Here is a 16,843-nt window from a genome sequence, read left to right on the forward strand (position 1 = left end):
GCCGTCGTGCGGGTGCCGGGGGAACTCTAGTCGAGCATCCCGGCGCGCCCGCCGCGGGGGCGCGCGAGCGGCGGCGATGTCGGCGGCGGCCGATACGATCGCCGAATGGATGCCGCTCCCGGCCTCGGCAGCGCCGCGGTCCCCCTCGCCGTGCGCATGCGTCCCACGCGTCTGGACGAGGTGGCGGGTCAGACGCATCTGCTCGGCGCCGGATCCCCGCTCGTCAGCCTCGCCCGCGACGACGGCGCCCCGCCCTCGGCGGTCTCGGTCATCCTCTGGGGCCCGCCCGGCACGGGCAAGACGACGCTCGCGCAGGCGATCGCCCGGCAGTCGGGCCGCCGCTTCGTCGAGCTGTCGGCGATCACGGCGGGCGTGCGCGACGTGCGCGAGGTGATGGAGCGCGCGCTCTCCGACCGCGACCTCTACGGCTCCTCGACCGTGCTGTTCCTCGACGAGATCCACCGCTTCACGAAGGCCCAGCAGGACGCCCTGCTGCCCGGCGTCGAGAACGGCTGGGTCATCCTCATCGCGGCGACGACCGAGAACCCGAGCTTCTCCGTGATCTCGCCGCTGCTGAGCCGCTCGCTGCTGCTGACGCTCGAGGCGCTCTCCGACGTCGACCTCGGCGTGCTCGTCGATCGCGCCGTGAGCGACCCGCGCGGGCTCGCCGGCGCCGTGGTGCTGGCCGACGACGGGCGCGAGTCGATCATCCGCCTCGCCTCGGGGGATGCCCGCCGGGCGCTCACGGCCCTCGAGGCCGCGGCGCAGTCGGCCCGGGCCACCCCGGCTCCGGCCGCGAAGGGCAGGAAGGCGGCGGGGGCGGCGGCGCCGACGATCACCGCCGAGACGGTGGCCGCCGCGGTCGACCGGGCCCTGCTGCGCTACGACAAGAACGGCGACGAGCACTACGACGTCATCAGCGCCTTCATCAAGTCGATCCGGGGCAGCGACCCCGACGCCGCACTGCACTACCTGGCGCGCATGATCGAGGCGGGGGAGGACCCCCGCTTCATCGCCCGCCGCGTCATCATCTCGGCCGCCGAGGACATCGGCGTCGCCGACCCGCACGCCCTCCCGCTCGCCGTGGCCGCCGCGCAGGCCGTGCAGCTCATCGGCATGCCCGAGGGGCGCATCCCGCTCGCCGAGGCCGTCGTCTACCTCGCGACGGCGCCGAAGTCGAACGCCGCCTACCTCGGCATCGACGAGGCCATCGCCGACGTTCGCGCCGGGCGCATCGGCCGGGTGCCGAAGCCGCTGCGCGACGCGCACTACCCCGGGGCGAAGCGGCTCGGGCACGGCAAGGGCTACGTCTACCCGCACGACGACGCGCTCGGCGTCGTCGCCCAGCAGCACCTGCCCGATCCGGTGAAGCGGCGCGAGTACTACCGGCCGACCGAGCGCGGGGCCGAGCGCGAGATCGGCGCGCGGCTCGCGAAGCTGCGGGCGATCATCCGCGGCGCCGCGCGCGGGGAGTGAGCGCGCCGGGCGGCACGACCCCCGTCTGCTAAGCTCTACCGGCCCGTCAGATATGGGCACACCCTCCCCTGCGCATCGAGTTCATCGATGCTGTTCCCCGAAGCGCCTCGGCGTGCGCCTCGGATCGGACGGAGCGGTCGTACGTCCGTGAGCCGTGAGATCCCCGGCCACGAGCATGGAAGGACACCTGTGTCGACCAAGTCGCGCACCCGCAGCAAGACCCGCCTCTCCCGGGCCCTGGGCATCGCCCTCACCCCGAAGGCGGCCAAGTACCTCGAGAAGCGCCCCTACGCCCCCGGCGAGCACGGCCGCACCAAGCGGAAGGCCGACAGCGACTACGCCGTCCGCCTCCGTGAGAAGCAGCGTCTCCGCGCCCAGTACGGCATCCGCGAGGCCCAGCTCCGCATCATCTTCCAGGAGGCCCGTCGCACGGCCGGCCTGACCGGTGAGAACCTCGTCGAGCTGCTCGAGATGCGTCTCGACGCGCTCGTGCTGCGCGCCGGCTTCGCCCGCACCACTGCGCAGGCCCGTCAGATGGTCGTGCACCGCCACATCCTCGTCGACGGCAAGATCGTGGACCGCCCGAGCTTCCGCGTGAAGCCCGAGCAGACCATCCACGTCAAGCCCAAGAGCGAGGGCATGGAGCCGTTCCAGGTCGCCGCCGCCGGCGGTCACGTCGACGTGCTGCCCAAGACGCCCGCGTACCTCGAGGTCGAGCTCGACAAGCTGCAGGCGCGCCTCGTGCGCCGCCCGAAGCGCGCCGAGGTGCCCGTGACGTGCGAGGTCCAGCTCGTCGTCGAGTACTACGCCGCGCGCTAGCACCGACCCGCACCGCCTCCGACGGGGGCCCGGCCTCGCGCCGGGCCCCCGTCGTCGTCCCCGCTGCCGCTGAGGATGGCGACGGGCGGCTCGCGCACCCGGCCCTCCGGGCGCGCGCCGCTAGGGTGGAGGGGCGTCAGCGGCCCCGCGCCGCGCATCCTGCACGCACCATCGAGACGCGCACCACACCCGCGCTCACGATCGCAAGGAGACCCCCATGAAGAACGCTCTCTGGCTCGTCCTCGGCGTCGCCCTCGGCGCCGTCGTCGCCCACCAGGCCTCCAAGACCCCGCAGGGCCGGCACTTCTTCGACGAGATCGATGCCAAGACCCGCGAGTTCACCGACGCGGTGCTCGAGGGCTACCAGCAGCGCGAGGCCGAGCTCCGCGCCGCCGTCGCGGAGGCCGAGGAGACGATCGCCGACCTCACCGACCGCCTGAAGTAAGCCCCCGGCCGGGCCCCGGCCGCCCTCCGCATCACCCACCCCTCAGGACACCGCGCCCCATGCAGACCGCCGACATCCAGCGCCGCTGGCTCGACTTCTTCGGAGACCGCGGCCACACGGTCGTGCCCTCCGCCTCGCTCGTCAGCGACGACCCCTCGCTGCTGTTCACCGTCGCCGGCATGGTGCCCTTCGTGCCCTACCTCACCGGCGTCGTGCCCGCCCCGTACCCGCGGGCCACGAGCGTGCAGAAGTGCATCCGCACGAACGACATCGAGGAGGTCGGCAAGACCCCCCGCCACGGCACGTTCTTCCAGATGAACGGCAACTTCTCGTTCGGCGACTACTTCAAGGAGGGCGCGATCTCGTACGCCTGGGAGCTCCTGACGAGCGCGCAGAGCGACGGCGGGATGGGGTTCCAGGAGAAGGACCTCTGGGTCACCGTGTACGAGGACGACGACGAGGCGATCCGCCTCTGGAAGCAGATCGCGGGCCTGCCCGACGAGCGCATCCAGCGCCTCGGCATGGACACCAACTACTGGTCGACCGGCCAGCCCGGCCCCGCCGGCCCCTGCTCCGAGATCTTCTTCGACCGCGGCCCCGCCTACGGCATCGACGGCGGCCCCGCCACCGATGACGACCGCTACGTCGAGATCTGGAACCTCGTCTTCATGCAGTACCTGCGCGGCGAGGGCACCGGCAAGAACGACTTCGAGATCCTCGGCGAGCTGCCGCAGCAGAACATCGACACGGGCATGGGCATGGAGCGCGTCGCCTTCCTGACCCAGGGCGTCGAGAACATGTACGAGATCGACCAGGTACGACCGGTGCTCGACGCCGCCGCGGCGATGTCCGGCCGGCGCTACGGGGCCGACCACGGCGACGACGTGCGCATGCGCGTCATCGCCGACCACGTGCGCTCGAGCCTCATGCTCATGACCGACGGCGTCGCGCCCGGCAACGAGGGCCGCGGGTACATCCTGCGCCGCCTGCTGCGGCGGAGCATCCGCGCCATGCGCCTGCTGGGCGTCGACGCCCCGAGCTTCGATGTGCTCTTCGCCGCCTCGCGCGATGCGATGAGCGCCGCGTACCCCGAGATCACCGAGCATTACGACCGCGTCTCGCGCCTCGCCCTCGGCGAGGAGGAGGCATTCCTGCGCACGCTCACGGCCGGCACGAGCATCCTCGACCTCGCCGTCGCCGACACGCAGAAGCAGGGCGTCTCGACGATCGCGGGCGACACGGCCTTCCAGCTGCACGACACCTTCGGGTTCCCGATCGACCTCACGCTCGAGATGGCCGAGGAGGCGGGGCTCAGCGTCGACCGCGAGGCCTTCGACCGGCTCATGTCGGAGCAGCGCGCGCGGGCGAAGGCCGACGCCAAGTCGAAGAAGGGGCAGCTCGCCGACCTCAGCGTCTACGGGGCGTTCCGCGCCGCGGGCGAGACCCGGTTCCTCGGCTACGACCAGCTCGAGACCGAGTCGAGCGTGCTCGGCATCATCGTCGGCGGCACGAGCGTCGACGTCGCCCAGGAGGGCGAGATCGCCGAGGTCATCCTCGCCGAGACCACCCTCTACGCCGAGTCGGGCGGACAGGAGTCGGACGAGGGCTCGATCGTCGGCACCGGCTTCGACCTCGAGGTGCTCGACGTGCAGCGCCCGGTCGCGGGGCTGTTCAGCCACACCGTGCAGGTGCGCCGCGGCGAGGTGCGCGTCGGCGCGCTCGCCCGCACCCAGGTCGACCCGGTCTGGCGCCGCTCCGCGGCGCAGGCCCACTCGGCCACGCACGTCATCCACGCCGCGCTGCGTCAGACGCTCGGCGACGAGGCGCACCAGTCGGGCTCGTACAACAAGGCCGGCTACATGCGCCTCGACTTCAGCTGGAACCAGGCGCTGTCGGCCGCGACCCGCAGCGAGCTCGAGGAGATCAGCAACATCGCCGTGCGCGACAACCTGCCCGTCGAGACCCGCGTCATGGGCCTCGACGAGGCCAAGTCGCTCGGCGCGATGGCGCTCTTCGGCGAGAAGTACGGCGACCGCGTGCGCGTCGTCGACATCGGCGGGCCGTGGTCGCGCGAGCTCTGCGCGGGCACCCACGTCGGCTCGAGCGCCGAGATCGGCATGATCAGCCTCGTCAGCGAGTCCTCAGTCGGCTCGGCCAACCGCCGCGTCGAGGCGCTCGTCGGCCTCGAGGCCTTCCGCGAGTTCGCCGCCGAGCGCGCGCTCGTGCAGCAGCTCAGCGCGAACCTCAAGACGCCCCGCGACCAGCTCGTCAGCCGCATCGCCGACCTCGGCGCGCAGCTCAAGGCGGCCGAGAAGAAGCTCGCGCAGGTCGAGTCGAGCCGGCTCGGCGAGAAAGTGCCCGCCCTCGTCGCCGGGGCCGCGCCGCACGGGCCGTTCACCGTGGTCGCCCGCTCGCTCGGCTCGCTCGGCTCCGCCGACGACCTGCGCCAGCTCGCCACCGCGGTGCGCGAGCGCCTCAGCGCCCAGGCCGCCGTCGTGATCCTCGCCGCCGAGGTGGCGGGCAAGGCCGCGGTCATCGTCGCCACCACCCCCGCCGCTCGCGAGGCCGGAGCGAAGGCGGGCGCCCTCGCCCGCGTCGCCTCGGGCGTGCTCGGCGGCGGCGGCGGCGGCAAGGACGACCTCGCCCAGGGCGGCGGCACCGATGCGGCCGCGATCCCGGCCGCGCTCGAGGCCGTGCTGGCCGAGCTGCGCGGCTGAGGCCCACCGCCATGCGCATCGGCGTGCGGCTCGGCGTCGACGTGGGCACCGCCCGGGTCGGCGTCGCGCGGTGCGATGCGCACGGGATCCTCGCGACGCCGGTCGAGACGCTGCCGCGCAAGAAGGGGCTCATGGCGGGCATCCACCGCCTCGTGGCCGAGTGGGAGCCGATCGAGATCGTCGTCGGTCTGCCCATCGCGCTCTCGGGGTCGGAGACCGCCTCGACGCAGGACGCGCGCGACGTCGCGGCGCTCATCGCCCGCCAGGTCGCCGTGCCGGTGCGGCTCGTCGACGAGCGGCTCACGACCGTGAGCGCCGCCCGCTCGCTGCGGGAGTCGGGGCGGGACGGGCGCACCTCGCGCGCCGTGATCGACCAAGCGGCCGCTGTTATCCTGCTCCAGCACGCGCTGGACCACGAGAAGTCGCGGGGAGAAGCCCCCGGCGAGCTGCTGGTTCCCGACGGAGGATCACCCTGACTGTGAGCGACGACGACGCCTGGGACGCGATCTTCCGATCGCAGCCCGACACCGCCCGACCCGAGCAGGGCGCCCCCGCAGCCCCCGCCGCCGGCCCGGCCGCGACCGGGGCGGCCGCCGCTCCCGCCAGCCGGGCCGCCGCGCGGGAGCAGACCGGCGCGGGCGATCGCCGGTCCGCCCGGCAGATGCTCGACGAGGATCGGCCCCCGAAGCGGCGCCGCGCCTGGCCCTGGGTGCTCGGCGTGCTCGTGCTGCTGCTCGGACTCGGCGGCGGCGCCGTCGCCTACGCCTGGGCGAACTACGAGCCGCAGCTGCGCGAGGCGCTCGGCTGGGAGCTGCCGAACGACTACGAGGGCGGCGGCAACGGCACCGAGGTGCTCGTCACCATCATGCCCGGCGAGATTGGCTCCGACGTGGCGACGAGCCTGCAGGAATCCGGCGTCACCATGACCTACGACGCCTTCTACGACCTGCTGCTCGCCGACCCCTCGATCGCCTTCCAGCCGGGCACCTACGCCCTGCAGGAGGAGATGTCGGCGCAGTCGGCGCTGGATGCCCTGCTCGACCCCGCGAACCGCCGCGAGTCGACCGCCACCATCCGCGAGGGCCTGCGCGCCGGCCAGGTCATCGACATCCTCTCCGCCGCGACCGGCGTGCCGATCGCGGACTACGAAGCCGCGATCGCCGACCCCGCCGCGCTCGGGCTGCCCGCCGAGGCCCCGACCGTCGAGGGCTACCTGTTCCCGGCGACGTACACCTTCGAGCCCGGCACCTCGGCCGCGGCGCAGATCCAGCGGCTCGTGAGCGAGACCTTCCAGCGCCTCGACGGCCGCGGCGTGGCCCCCGAGGACCGCCACCGCGTGCTGACGCTCGCCTCCCTCATCCAGAGCGAGGCGCGCCTCGAGGACGACTTCTACCGCGTGAGCCGCGTCATCCAGAACCGGCTCGACGACGGCTGGCGGCTCGAGTTCGACTCGACGGCCCAGTACGGCAGCGCCCAGGCCGACGGATCGGTCTTCTCCACGCAGGAGACGCTCGACGCCGACAACCCCTACAACACCTACGTCATCGAGGGGCTGCCCATCGGGCCGATCGGCAACCCGGGCGACCTCGCGGTCGACGCGGCGATCAACCCGGCCGACGGGCCGTGGCTCTTCTTCGTGACCGTCAACCTCGACACGGGCGAGACGGTCTTCTCCGAGACGGTCGCCCAGCACGAGGAGGGCGTCGCGCAGCTGCGGGCCTGGTGCCGCGACGCCGAGACCTCGGCCTGTGGCTGATCCGGCTGCGGCCTCCGGGCCGCACCGGCTCGCGGTCATCGGCTCGCCGATCGAGCACTCGCTCTCCCCGGCGCTGCACGGCGCCGCCTCCGCCCATCTCGGGCTCGACTGGGACTACGGGCGCCACGAGGTCGACGAGGCCGGGCTGCCCGCCTTCCTCGACGGTCTCGACGGCTCCTGGCGGGGCCTCTCGGCGACGATGCCGCTCAAGGAGGCCCTGCTGCCCCTGCTCGACGAGGTCGACGAGGACGTCGCCCTGACCGGCGCGGCGAACACCGTGCTGCTCGACGGCGGCCGCCGCATCGGCCGCAACACCGACATCGCGGGCGTCCGCACCGCCCTCGAGCGCGCGGGCATCACGACGCTCCGCCGGGCCGCGATCGTCGGGGCCGGCGCGACCGCGCGCTCCATCGTCGTCGCCCTCGCGCGGCTCGGGGCGGTCGAGCTCGACGTGCTCGTGCGTGACGAGGCCCGCGCCGGGGCGCTGCTCGACCTCGCCGAGCGCCTCGGGCTCGCCGCCTCGCCCCGGCCGCTCGGCGACCTCGAGCGGCTCGTGCCGGCGCACGAGGTCGTGGCGTGGACGCTGCCCAACGGGGTCGCGCCCGGCGGGGTCGTCCCCGAAGCGGTGCGCCGGGCATCCACCCTGCTCGACGTCACCTACCACCCCTGGCCGAGCCCGCTCGCGCAGCAGTGGCAGCAGGTCGACGGCGCCATCGCCTCGGGCCGCGACATGCTGCTGCACCAGGCCGTGCGGCAGGTGCGGCTCTTCGTCGGCGGACCGGATGCCGCGCCCCTCGCCGATGAGGCAGGCCTCGAGCGGGCCATGGCCGGCGCCCTGCGCTGAGGCCCGTCCGCGGCCGCCGGCATGGCGCGGACTCCCCGTGACCGCGTGCGAGGATGGGGGCATGTTGCGCTGGTTGACCGCCGGAGAATCCCACGGCCCCGAGCTCATCGCCGTCATCGAGGGGATGCCCGCGGGCGTCCCCGTGACGCGCGAGGCGATCCAGGCCGACCTGCAGCGGCGCACGCTCGGCTACGGCCGCGGCGCCCGCATGAAGTTCGAGCAGGACGAGCTCACGATCTCGGGCGGCGTGCGCCACGGCCTCACGATGGGCAGCCCCGTCGCCCTGCGCATCGGCAACACCGAGTGGCCGAAGTGGACGACGGTCATGAGCGCCGACCCCGTCGACGCGAGCGAGCTCACCGGCGGTCGCGCCGCCCCGCTCACCCGCCCGCGCCCCGGCCACGCCGATCTCGTCGGCATGCAGAAGCACGGCTTCGACGAGGCGCGCCCCGTGCTCGAGCGCGCGAGCGCCCGCGAGACCGCCGCCCGCGTCGCCCTCGGCGCCGTCGCCCGCTCCTTCCTCGGCGAGCTCGGCATCCGGCTCGTCGCCCACACCCTCTCCATCGGCGCCGTCCGCGTGCCCGACGACGCCCCCCTGCCGCTGCCCGCCGACGTCGACCTGCTCGATGCCGACCCGCTGCGCTGCCTGCACCCCGAGACGAGCGCCCGCATGGTCGCCGAGGTCGACGACGCCCATAAGACCGGCGACACGCTCGGCGGGGTCGTCGAGGTGCTCGCCTACGGCCTGCCCCCGGGGCTCGGCTCGTACGTGCACTGGGACCGCCGGCTCGACTCGCGGCTCGCCGGCGCGCTCATGGGCATCCAGGCCATCAAGGGCGTCGAGGTCGGCGACGGCTTCGAGACCACCGAGCGCCGCGGATCGGCCGCCCACGACGAGCTCGTCGTCGGCGCCGCCGGCATCGAGCGCCTCAGCGACCGCGCGGGCGGCGTCGAAGGCGGCATGAGCACCGGCACTGTGCTGCGCGTGCGCGCCGGCATGAAGCCCATCGCGACCGTGCCGCACGCCCTGCGCACGATCGACGTCGCCACGGGCGACGCGGCTCCGGCCCACCACCAGCGCTCCGACGTCTGCGCCGTGCCGGCCGCGGGCGTCGTCGCCGAGGCGATGGTGGCGCTCGTGCTCGCCGAGGCCGTGCTGGAGAAGTTCGGCGGCGACGCGGTCGCCGAGACGCGCCGCAACCTCGAGGGCTACCTCGCCGCGATGCCCGAGTCGCTCACCACCGTCGTCGCCGACGGCGGCGCCTGAGCCTCGCGATCGTGGCCGAACCGCACCCGGGCGGTCCGCCGACGGTGCCGGGCGACGGCGCTCCCGCGGTCGTGCTGATCGGCCCGCCCGCCGCGGGCAAGAGCCGCCTCGGCCGCCGCCTCGCGCGCCTGCTGCAGCTGCCCCTCATCGACACCGACCGCGTCGTCGTCGAGGCCCACGGGCCGATCCCGGCGATCTTCGCCGAGCACGGCGAGCCCGTCTTCCGCGCCTGGGAGCGCGAGGCCGTCGAGGCCGCGCTGCGCGAGCGCGCGATCGTCTCGCTGGGCGGGGGAGCGGTGCTCGACGCCGCGACGCAGCGGCAGCTGCACGGGATGCCCGTGGTGCTGCTGACCATCACGCCCGAGGCCGCCGCCGCCCGTCTCGACGGGTCCTCCCGCCCGCTCGCCGGCGGCATCGAGGCCTGGACGACCCTCGTCGCGGCGCGCACCCCGCTCTACGAGTCGCTCGCCGCCGCGACGTGGGACACCTCGCGCCGCCCCATCGACCGCATCGCGCAGGAGATCGCCGACTGGGTGCTCGCGCGCGAGACCGCCCGCGACTCCGCCCCCGCCGCCCATCCCGAGTCCGGAGAGGACACCCCGTGACCGACGCCCCGCCCACGATCATCGAGGTCACCGGCTCCGCCCCGCACGCCATCCACGTCGGCCGCGGGCTCGTCGCCGACCTCGAGGCGCACCTGCCGTCCACCGTCGCGAAGGTGCTCGTCGTGCACGCGCCGCCGCTCGCGGCCGTCGCCGAGCGCCTGCGCGAGCAGCTCGCCGGGCGCATCGAGGTGCTGCTCGCCGAGGTGCCCGACGCCGAGGGCGCGAAGCGCATCGAGGTGGCCGCCTTCTGCTGGCAGGTCATGGGGCAGACCGACTTCACCCGCACCGACGCGGTCGTCGGGCTCGGCGGGGGAGCGACCACCGACCTCGCGGGCTTCGTCGCCGCCACCTGGCTGCGCGGCGTGCCGCTCGTGCAGGTGCCGACCACCGTGCTCGGCATGGTCGACGCCGCGGTCGGCGGCAAGACCGGCATCAACACGGCCGAGGGCAAGAACCTCGTCGGCGCCTTCTACGCGCCGCGCAGCGTCATCGTCGACCTCGACCTGCTGGAGGGGCTCGCGACCCACGAGATCCTCGCCGGCTTCGCCGAGATCGTGAAGGCCGGGTTCATCGCCGACCCCGTCATCCTCGACCTGCTCGAGGCCGACGTCACGGTGGCGACCGACCCCGCGACGCCCGTGTTCCGCGAGCTGGTCGAGCGCAGCATCCGCGTCAAGGCGGCCGTCGTCAGCGACGACTTCACCGAGCAGGGGCGGCGCGAGTTCCTCAACTACGGCCATACCCTCGGGCACGCGATCGAGCACGCCGAGCGCTACCGCTGGCGGCACGGGGCCGCCGTGGCCGTCGGCATGGTGTTCGCCGCCGAGCTGAGCCGGCTCGCCGGCGGCCTCGACGACGCGACGGTGGAGCGCACGCGCCGCATCCTCGCCTCGCTCACCCTGCCGACGGGCTACCCGCTCGGGCGCTGGAAGACCCTGCTCGCCACCATGCAGCGCGACAAGAAGGCGCGCGCCGGCATGCTGCGCTTCATCATCCTCGAGGCCGAGGGACGACCGCGCGTGCTCAACGGCACCGACGAGTCGATGCTGTTCGCCGCGTACCAGGAGGTCGGCGAGGAGCGCCAGGGCGCCATCCGCCGCTGAGTAGGCTCGACCCATGACCGACCCGCGCCGCATCCTCGTGCTCAACGGCCCCAACCTCAACCGCCTGGGCACGCGCGAGCCCGACGTCTACGGAACCGCGACGCTCGCCGACCTCGAGACCGAGCTGCGGGATGCGGCGCCCGCGGGCGTCGAGGTCGACCTGCGGCAGACGAACGACGAGGCCGAGCTCATCGGCTGGCTGCACGAGGCCGTCGACACCCGCAGCCCCGTCATCCTCAACCCGGCGGCCTTCACTCACTACTCCTACGCGCTGCGCGACGCCGCGGCGCTCGTCACCGGCGCCGGGCTGCCGCTCATCGAGGTGCACCTCTCCAACCCGCATGCGCGCGAGGAGTTCCGGCGCACGAGCGTCATCTCGGGCGTGGCGACCGGGGTCATCGCCGGGCTGGGCTTCGGCTCGTACCGCCTCGCCCTCGCGCACATCGCCGGCTCGGCATAGCCTCGACGGATCGGGCCCGCCGCGGCCTCGACTAGACTGCCTCCTCGGCGTGCCCGCACGCCCCCCGCACCACCCGATACGGAAACGGACACCCCCTTCGCCATGGCTTCGACGAACGACATCAAGAACGGCAGCGTGCTGAACCTGGACGGTCAGCTCTGGAACATCATCGAGTTCCAGCACGTGAAGCCCGGCAAGGGCGGCGCGTTCGTGCGCACCAAGATGCGCAACGTGCGCTCGGGCAAGGTCGTCGACAAGACGTTCAACGCCGGGCTCAAGGTCGACTTCGCGACCGTCGACCGGGGCGACTACCAGTACCTGTACCAGGACGGCGAGGACTTCGTCTTCATGGACACCACGCACTACGAGCAGATCACCGTGCCCGGCGTCATCGTCGGCGACGCGAAGAACTTCATGCTCGAGAACCAGATGGTGACGATCGCCATCCACGAGGGCGAGGCGCTGTACATCGAGCTGCCCGCCTCGGTCGTGCTCGAGGTCACCTACACCGAGCCCGGCCTGCAGGGCGACCGCTCCACCGGCGGCACCAAGCCCGCGACGGTCGAGACGGGCTACGAGATCCAGGTCCCCCTCTTCCTCGAGACGGGCACGAAGGTCAAGGTCGACACCCGCACGGGCGACTACCTCGGCCGCGTCTCCGAGTAGTGGGCGCCCGCACGAAGGCCCGCAAGCGGGCCCTGGACATGCTGTACATCGCCGACGTGCGCCAGCTGCCCCTCGCCGACGTGCTCGTCGAGGAGGGCGAGCGCGCCGCGGCCCAGCCGCAGCGCGCGTCGAGCTGGCCCTACGCGCAGGACATCGCGCGCGGCGTCATCGACAACGGGGCGTCTATCGACCGCCTCATCGAGGACAACGCGCACGGCTGGACGCTCGCGCGCATGCCCGCCGTCGACCGCGCCATCCTGCGCCTCGCCGTCTGGGAGCTCGTGCACAACCCCGACGTGCCCGAGGCGGTGGCGATCGCCGAGGCCGTCGAGTTCGCCCAGGTGCTGTCGACGGACGACTCCTCGTCGTTCGTCAACGGCGTGCTCGGCGCGATCTCCGACGCGATGCACCGCACGGCCTGAGCCCGCGGCACCGCGGCCGGCGCCGGCGGCCGCATCCCGCGGCGACACGCCGCGGACGACGCAATGTGACGCCGTGTTGCACTGCGTTGCGTCGCGTTTCCCGCGCTTTTGCGAGGGGTGGAGGCCGCTTCGTAGGGTGACGGGCATGTCCTCCACCACTCGCGCCCGCGCCGCGACCGCCAGCCCGGCCCTGCCGGTGGCGCTGCACGGCGTCGGCCGCGACTTCCCGGGGGCGCGCGGCGAGGAGCCGCGCATCGTGCTGCGCGACGTCGAGCTCACGATCACGCCCGGCGAGATCGTCGCGCTGCTCGGCCCCTCCGGCTGCGGCAAATCCACCCTGCTGCGCCAGATCAGCGGGCTCGACCGGCCGACGAGCGGCAGCCTCACCATCGACGGCGCCCGCGTCGCGCCCGCCGACCAGCGCTGCGCGGTCGCCTTCCAGGAGCCGCGCCTGCTGCCCTGGCGCACGGTCGCCCGCAACATCGAGCTCGGCCTGCCCCGCGGCCTCGACCGCGACGCCGGTCGCGCCCGGGTCGACGAGCTGCTCGAGCTCGTGCAGCTGCAGCACGCCGCGCAGCTGAAGCCGCGCGCGATCTCCGGCGGCATGGCGCAGCGCGTCTCACTCGCCCGGGCGCTCGCCCGCGGACCGGGCGTGCTGCTGCTCGACGAGCCCTTCGGAGCCCTCGACGCGCTCACGCGGCTGACGATGCAGGACCTCCTCATCGACATCCACCGGGCCGAGCCCGCCACGATCGTGCTCGTCACCCACGACGTCGACGAGGCGCTCATGCTCGCCGACCGGGTGGTGCTGCTCGGCACCCGCTTCGACCGGCCCGGCGCGACGATCAGCCGCGTGATGGAGGTGCCCGGCGGGCGACCCCGGGACCGAGCATCCACCGTGCTCGCCCGCCTGCGCGCGCAGCTGCTCGACGGCCTCGGCGTGCCGAGCCACCACGGCCGCTGACGGCCCCCACGAACCCCGGTCGACCGACCGGTGCACCACCCCACCCCACCGCTCCACGCCCCGAAAGGCCATCATGACCACCCGTAGCCGCCTCACCCTGCTGACCGCGACCGCCGCCGCGGCGGCCATGGTCATGACGGGTTGCGTCGCCGGTGAGGGCCAGACCGCGCCGGAGCCCGCCGAGGGCGCCGAGTGGTCGGCCACCGAGCTCACCCTCGACTTCGCCACCTACAACCCGCTGAGCCTGATCATCAAGGAGCAGGGCTGGCTCGAGGACGAGCTCGGCGACGAGGTCACCGTGAGCTGGGTGCAGTCGGCCGGCTCCAACAAGGCCAACGAGGCGCTGCGCGCGGGCGCCATCGACGTCGGCTCGACTGCCGGCTCGGCCGCGCTGCTCGCCCGATCGAACGGCAGCCCGATCAAGACCATCGACGTGTACACGCAGCCGAACTGGGCCTCGATCCTCGTGCCGACCGGCTCCGACATCGACTCCATCGACGACCTGGCGGGTCGCACGGTCGCCGCCACCAAGGGCACCGACCCCTACTTCTTCCTGCTGCAGGCGCTCGCCACCGAGGGCCTCGCGCTCGAGGACGTGCAGCTGCAGAACCTGCAGCACGCCGACGGCAAGACCGCCCTCGAGACGGGCGCCGTCGAGGCGTGGTCGGGCCTCGACCCGCTGCTGTCGACCTCGGTCTACAACGGCTCGGCCGAGATCATCTACGACAACGTCGACTTCAACTCCTACGGCTTCCTCAACGCGACGGAGAGCTTCCTCGCCGAGAGCCCCGACCTCGCCCAGCTCGTCGTGAACGCCTACGAGAAGGCCCGCGCCTGGGCGCTGGAGAACCCGGAGGAGACCGCGGCGATCCTCGCCGAGGTCGCCGGCATCGAGGTGCCCATCGCCGAGGCGACGATCGAGCGCACCGTGATCGACATCGACCCCGTCCCGGGTCAGACCCAGCGCGACGTGCTCGAGATCATCGGCCCGATCTTCGTCGAGAGCGGCGACGTCACCAGCCAGGAGCAGATCGACACCGCGCTCGAGACCCTGTTCGACGACACGTACGCGGCGGCCGCCGACCCGGACGCCCTCGCCGGCGAATGAGCTTCGACGAGCGCGGCGCCGCCCTCGTCCCTCGCCCCTCCTCGGAGGGTGCGCGCGGGGCGGGGGCGCCGCCGCGCGCCGACGATCGACCGCAGGAGCAGCGCCGGCGGCCCTCGTTGCTCGCCTTCGCCTCGTCCTACGGCTTCTCCGCGGCGGGCGCCGACCTCCCCGAGGTCACCCGCGGCCGGCTGCGCGCGCGCACCATCGTGCTCGGCCTCGTCGTGCCGCTCGCGCTGCTCACCGTCTGGTGGGTCGCCGCCGAGTACACCGACATCGCCGACTTCCTGCTGCCCTCGCCGGCGCAGGTCGTCGACGCGGGCGTCGAGCTCGCGCAGGCGGGGCTGCTCGCGCCGTACATCCTCATCTCGCTGCAGCGCGTGCTCATCGGTTTCGCGATCGGCGCCTCCATCGGGCTCGCCCTCGGAGCGCTGGTCGGGCTCTCCCGCATCGCCTCCGAGCTGCTGAGCCCGCTGCTCGGGGCCATCCGCGCCGTGCCCTCGCTCGCCTGGGTGCCGCTGCTGCTCATCTACCTCGGTATCTACGAGGAGCCGAAGCTCACCCTCATCGCGATCGGCGCCGCCTTCCCCGTGTTCACCACGGTGGCGGGAGCGCTGCGGCACGTCGACCCGCACCTCGTGGAGGTCGGCCGCGCCTACGGCCTCGGCCGGCTGGAGCTGCTGACGACGGTGCAGCTGCCCGCCGTCGTGCCGGCGATTGTCTCCGGCCTGCGCCTCGCGCTCGCCCAGGCGTGGCTCTTCCTCGTCGCCGCCGAGCTCATCTCCTCCTCGATGGGGCTCGGGTTCCTGCTCACCGACTCGCAGAACAACGGCCGCATGGATCGCATCTACCTCGCGATCATCCTGCTCGCCGTGCTCGGCAAGACGACCGACGCCCTCGTGGGGCTCGGCGAGCGGGCGCTCCTCCAGCGCTGGGGCTGATCCCCACCTCTCCGACGAGTTGCCCCAGGGTCGACGCATGTTTACCCTGGGGCAACGCGCCGACCGGTGCGGCCCCCGCCGTGAGAGGACCCTCGTGCCCGAGCAGCCCGCCCTGACCGAGACCGCCGTGCTCCCCGCCGTCGACGCCCTCGTCGACGCCTTCCGCCGCACCGACGGCCCGGCCTACTTCGCCTGCTTCCACGCGGACGCCACCTTCCTCTTCCCCGATCGGGATGCCCGCCTCGAGTCCCGTGCCGCCTACGAGCGCCTCTGGGCCGAGTGGGTCGCCGAGGGCTGGAGCGTGCTCGACTGCACGAGCTCCGACCGCCGGGTGCAGCTGATCGGAGACGCCGCCGTGTTCACGCACCGGGTGCGCACGGTCGTGGCGACGGGGGAGGGGAGCGGCTCCGCGGTGCTCGACGAGCGCGAGACGATCGTGCTCGCCCGTGGGGCGGACGGCACGCTGCTCGCCGTGCACGAGCACCTCTCGGCGACGCCCGCGGCGGCGGGCGACGCCGCGCCGGCGGGGGAGACCGCGGCGTGAGCATCCCGCTGGCCGGTCGTCGCCTCGTCGATCTCAGCCGCCCGCTGCGGACGGGCATGACGGTGTTCCCCGGTGATCCCGCGGTGCGCATCGAATCGGCGGCGACCCTCGAGCAGGACGGCTTCGCCGTGAGCGCCCTGCACCTGGGCTCGCACAGCGGCACGCACGTCGACGCGCCCTCGCACAGCATCGCGGGCGGCGCGAGCATCGACGCGGTGCCGCTCGGGCAGCTCATCGTCCCGCTCGTCGTGCTGCGCGCCCGCGATCGCGCTCCGGGCACGGTCATCGGCTGGGCCGAGCTCGAGTCGCAGGCCGAGCTCGTGCGCGCGGGCGACGCCGTCGTCGTGGAGACGGGCTGGGACGCCCGCTTCGACGACGCCGACGCGGTCGACCACCCGAGCCTCGCTCCCGAGGTCGCCGAGCGGCTGCTCGCCCGCGGCGTGCGCGTCATCGGCACCGATGCCCTCAGCCCCGACGCCAGCCGCCCGGGCCCGGACGGCGCCTGGCGGCTGCCCGTGCACGAGCTCGTGCTCGGCGCGGGCGGGCTCATCCTCGAGAACCTCGCCGGGCTCGCCGCGGTACCCGCCCACGGCGCCGAGCTCATCGCCCTGCCGCTCGCCCTCCCCGGCGTCGACGGCTCGCCCGTCCGCGCCGTCGCCGTCCTGCCGTCGGAGGCCCGCGATACCGACGCCGCCCGCTAGGCTGGCGG

Annotated in this window: 18 protein-coding genes; all 18 read left to right on the forward strand. The window is 73.7% G+C overall.

Annotated elements, in window-relative coordinates; all coding sequences use genetic code 11:
• Positions 1 to 105: 105 nt before the first annotated feature.
• The 18 genes from HGB54_RS06540 to HGB54_RS06625 all read left to right on the forward strand — a co-directional run bounded on the left by HGB54_RS06540 (position 106) and on the right by HGB54_RS06625 (position 16,835).
• The gene (locus tag HGB54_RS06540; protein ID WP_168915721.1) at positions 106 to 1,476 is read left to right on the forward strand and encodes a replication-associated recombination protein A; all 1,371 of its coding nucleotides are present in this window, start codon (positions 106 to 108) and stop codon (positions 1,474 to 1,476) included.
• Positions 1,477 to 1,665: 189 nt separating this feature from the next.
• The gene (gene rpsD, locus HGB54_RS06545; protein WP_168915722.1) at positions 1,666 to 2,295 is read left to right on the forward strand and encodes a 30S ribosomal protein S4; all 630 of its coding nucleotides are present in this window, start codon (positions 1,666 to 1,668) and stop codon (positions 2,293 to 2,295) included.
• A 217-nt stretch (positions 2,296 to 2,512) separates the two neighbouring features.
• Positions 2,513 to 2,740: a hypothetical protein gene (locus HGB54_RS06550; protein WP_168915723.1), complete on the forward strand. Its 228-nt coding sequence runs from the start codon at positions 2,513 to 2,515 to the stop codon at positions 2,738 to 2,740.
• 59 nt (positions 2,741 to 2,799) lie between these two features.
• Positions 2,800 to 5,457, forward strand: a complete 2,658-nt coding sequence (gene alaS / locus HGB54_RS06555; RefSeq protein WP_168915724.1) for an alanine--tRNA ligase — start codon at positions 2,800 to 2,802, stop codon at positions 5,455 to 5,457.
• Between the two features lie 11 nt (positions 5,458 to 5,468).
• A complete protein-coding gene (gene ruvX, locus HGB54_RS06560) occupies positions 5,469 to 5,933 on the forward strand; it encodes a Holliday junction resolvase RuvX (protein ID WP_168915725.1) in 465 nt (154 codons plus the stop codon).
• Positions 5,934 to 5,935: 2 nt separating this feature from the next.
• Positions 5,936 to 7,213: an endolytic transglycosylase MltG gene (gene mltG, locus HGB54_RS06565; RefSeq protein ID WP_168915726.1), complete on the forward strand. Its 1,278-nt coding sequence runs from the start codon at positions 5,936 to 5,938 to the stop codon at positions 7,211 to 7,213.
• Entirely contained in the window at positions 7,206 to 8,057 is an 852-nt protein-coding gene (locus HGB54_RS06570; RefSeq protein WP_168915727.1) for a shikimate dehydrogenase, read from the forward strand. The genes mltG and HGB54_RS06570 overlap by 8 nt, the downstream gene beginning before the upstream one ends.
• Before the next feature lie 61 nt (positions 8,058 to 8,118).
• A complete protein-coding gene (gene aroC / locus HGB54_RS06575) occupies positions 8,119 to 9,324 on the forward strand; it encodes a chorismate synthase (protein WP_168915728.1) in 1,206 nt (401 codons plus the stop codon).
• A gap of 11 nt (positions 9,325 to 9,335) precedes the next feature.
• The gene (locus HGB54_RS06580) at positions 9,336 to 9,929 is read left to right on the forward strand and encodes a shikimate kinase (protein WP_228545709.1); all 594 of its coding nucleotides are present in this window, start codon (positions 9,336 to 9,338) and stop codon (positions 9,927 to 9,929) included.
• Positions 9,926 to 11,032, forward strand: a complete 1,107-nt coding sequence (gene aroB / locus HGB54_RS06585; protein WP_168915729.1) for a 3-dehydroquinate synthase — start codon at positions 9,926 to 9,928, stop codon at positions 11,030 to 11,032. The genes HGB54_RS06580 and aroB overlap by 4 nt, the downstream gene beginning before the upstream one ends.
• A gap of 13 nt (positions 11,033 to 11,045) precedes the next feature.
• Positions 11,046 to 11,492, forward strand: coding sequence for a type II 3-dehydroquinate dehydratase (gene aroQ / locus HGB54_RS06590; protein ID WP_168915730.1), 447 nt, complete (start codon positions 11,046 to 11,048; stop codon positions 11,490 to 11,492).
• A gap of 102 nt (positions 11,493 to 11,594) precedes the next feature.
• A complete protein-coding gene (gene efp, locus HGB54_RS06595) occupies positions 11,595 to 12,158 on the forward strand; it encodes an elongation factor P (RefSeq protein WP_168915731.1) in 564 nt (187 codons plus the stop codon).
• Positions 12,158 to 12,580: a transcription antitermination factor NusB gene (gene nusB / locus HGB54_RS06600; RefSeq protein ID WP_168915732.1), complete on the forward strand. Its 423-nt coding sequence runs from the start codon at positions 12,158 to 12,160 to the stop codon at positions 12,578 to 12,580. The genes efp and nusB overlap by 1 nt, the downstream gene beginning before the upstream one ends.
• A 145-nt stretch (positions 12,581 to 12,725) precedes the next feature.
• Positions 12,726 to 13,544, forward strand: coding sequence for an ABC transporter ATP-binding protein (locus tag HGB54_RS06605; protein ID WP_168915733.1), 819 nt, complete (start codon positions 12,726 to 12,728; stop codon positions 13,542 to 13,544).
• A gap of 73 nt (positions 13,545 to 13,617) precedes the next feature.
• Positions 13,618 to 14,652 (forward strand): aliphatic sulfonate ABC transporter substrate-binding protein, encoded by a 1,035-nt coding sequence (locus HGB54_RS06610; protein WP_168915734.1) that lies wholly within the window; start codon positions 13,618 to 13,620, stop codon positions 14,650 to 14,652.
• Positions 14,649 to 15,590 (forward strand): ABC transporter permease, encoded by a 942-nt coding sequence (locus HGB54_RS06615; RefSeq protein WP_168915735.1) that lies wholly within the window; start codon positions 14,649 to 14,651, stop codon positions 15,588 to 15,590. Before HGB54_RS06610 ends, HGB54_RS06615 begins: the two co-directional genes overlap by 4 nt.
• 94 nt (positions 15,591 to 15,684) lie before the next feature.
• Positions 15,685 to 16,134: a YybH family protein gene (locus HGB54_RS06620; RefSeq protein ID WP_228545710.1), complete on the forward strand. Its 450-nt coding sequence runs from the start codon at positions 15,685 to 15,687 to the stop codon at positions 16,132 to 16,134.
• Positions 16,131 to 16,835: a cyclase family protein gene (locus HGB54_RS06625; RefSeq protein ID WP_228545711.1), complete on the forward strand. Its 705-nt coding sequence runs from the start codon at positions 16,131 to 16,133 to the stop codon at positions 16,833 to 16,835. The genes HGB54_RS06620 and HGB54_RS06625 overlap by 4 nt, the downstream gene beginning before the upstream one ends.
• The last annotated feature ends 8 nt before the right edge of the window (positions 16,836 to 16,843 follow it).

This window comes from Microcella flavibacter, assembly GCF_012530535.1.
GTDB classification, from domain to species: Bacteria; Actinomycetota; Actinomycetes; order Actinomycetales; family Microbacteriaceae; genus Microcella; species Microcella flavibacter.

Coding starts and splice junctions, on each gene's coding strand:
- HGB54_RS06540 (WP_168915721.1), top strand. CDS start 106: ATGGATGCCGCTCCCGGCCTCGGCAGCGCCGCGGTCCCCCTCGCCGTG.
- HGB54_RS06550 (WP_168915723.1), top strand. CDS start 2,513: ATGAAGAACGCTCTCTGGCTCGTCCTCGGCGTCGCCCTCGGCGCCGTC.
- alaS (WP_168915724.1), top strand. CDS start 2,800: ATGCAGACCGCCGACATCCAGCGCCGCTGGCTCGACTTCTTCGGAGAC.
- ruvX (WP_168915725.1), top strand. CDS start 5,469: ATGCGCATCGGCGTGCGGCTCGGCGTCGACGTGGGCACCGCCCGGGTC.
- aroC (WP_168915728.1), top strand. CDS start 8,119: ATGTTGCGCTGGTTGACCGCCGGAGAATCCCACGGCCCCGAGCTCATC.
- aroQ (WP_168915730.1), top strand. CDS start 11,046: ATGACCGACCCGCGCCGCATCCTCGTGCTCAACGGCCCCAACCTCAAC.
- efp (WP_168915731.1), top strand. CDS start 11,595: ATGGCTTCGACGAACGACATCAAGAACGGCAGCGTGCTGAACCTGGAC.
- HGB54_RS06605 (WP_168915733.1), top strand. CDS start 12,726: ATGTCCTCCACCACTCGCGCCCGCGCCGCGACCGCCAGCCCGGCCCTG.
- HGB54_RS06610 (WP_168915734.1), top strand. CDS start 13,618: ATGACCACCCGTAGCCGCCTCACCCTGCTGACCGCGACCGCCGCCGCG.
- HGB54_RS06615 (WP_168915735.1), top strand. CDS start 14,649: ATGAGCTTCGACGAGCGCGGCGCCGCCCTCGTCCCTCGCCCCTCCTCG.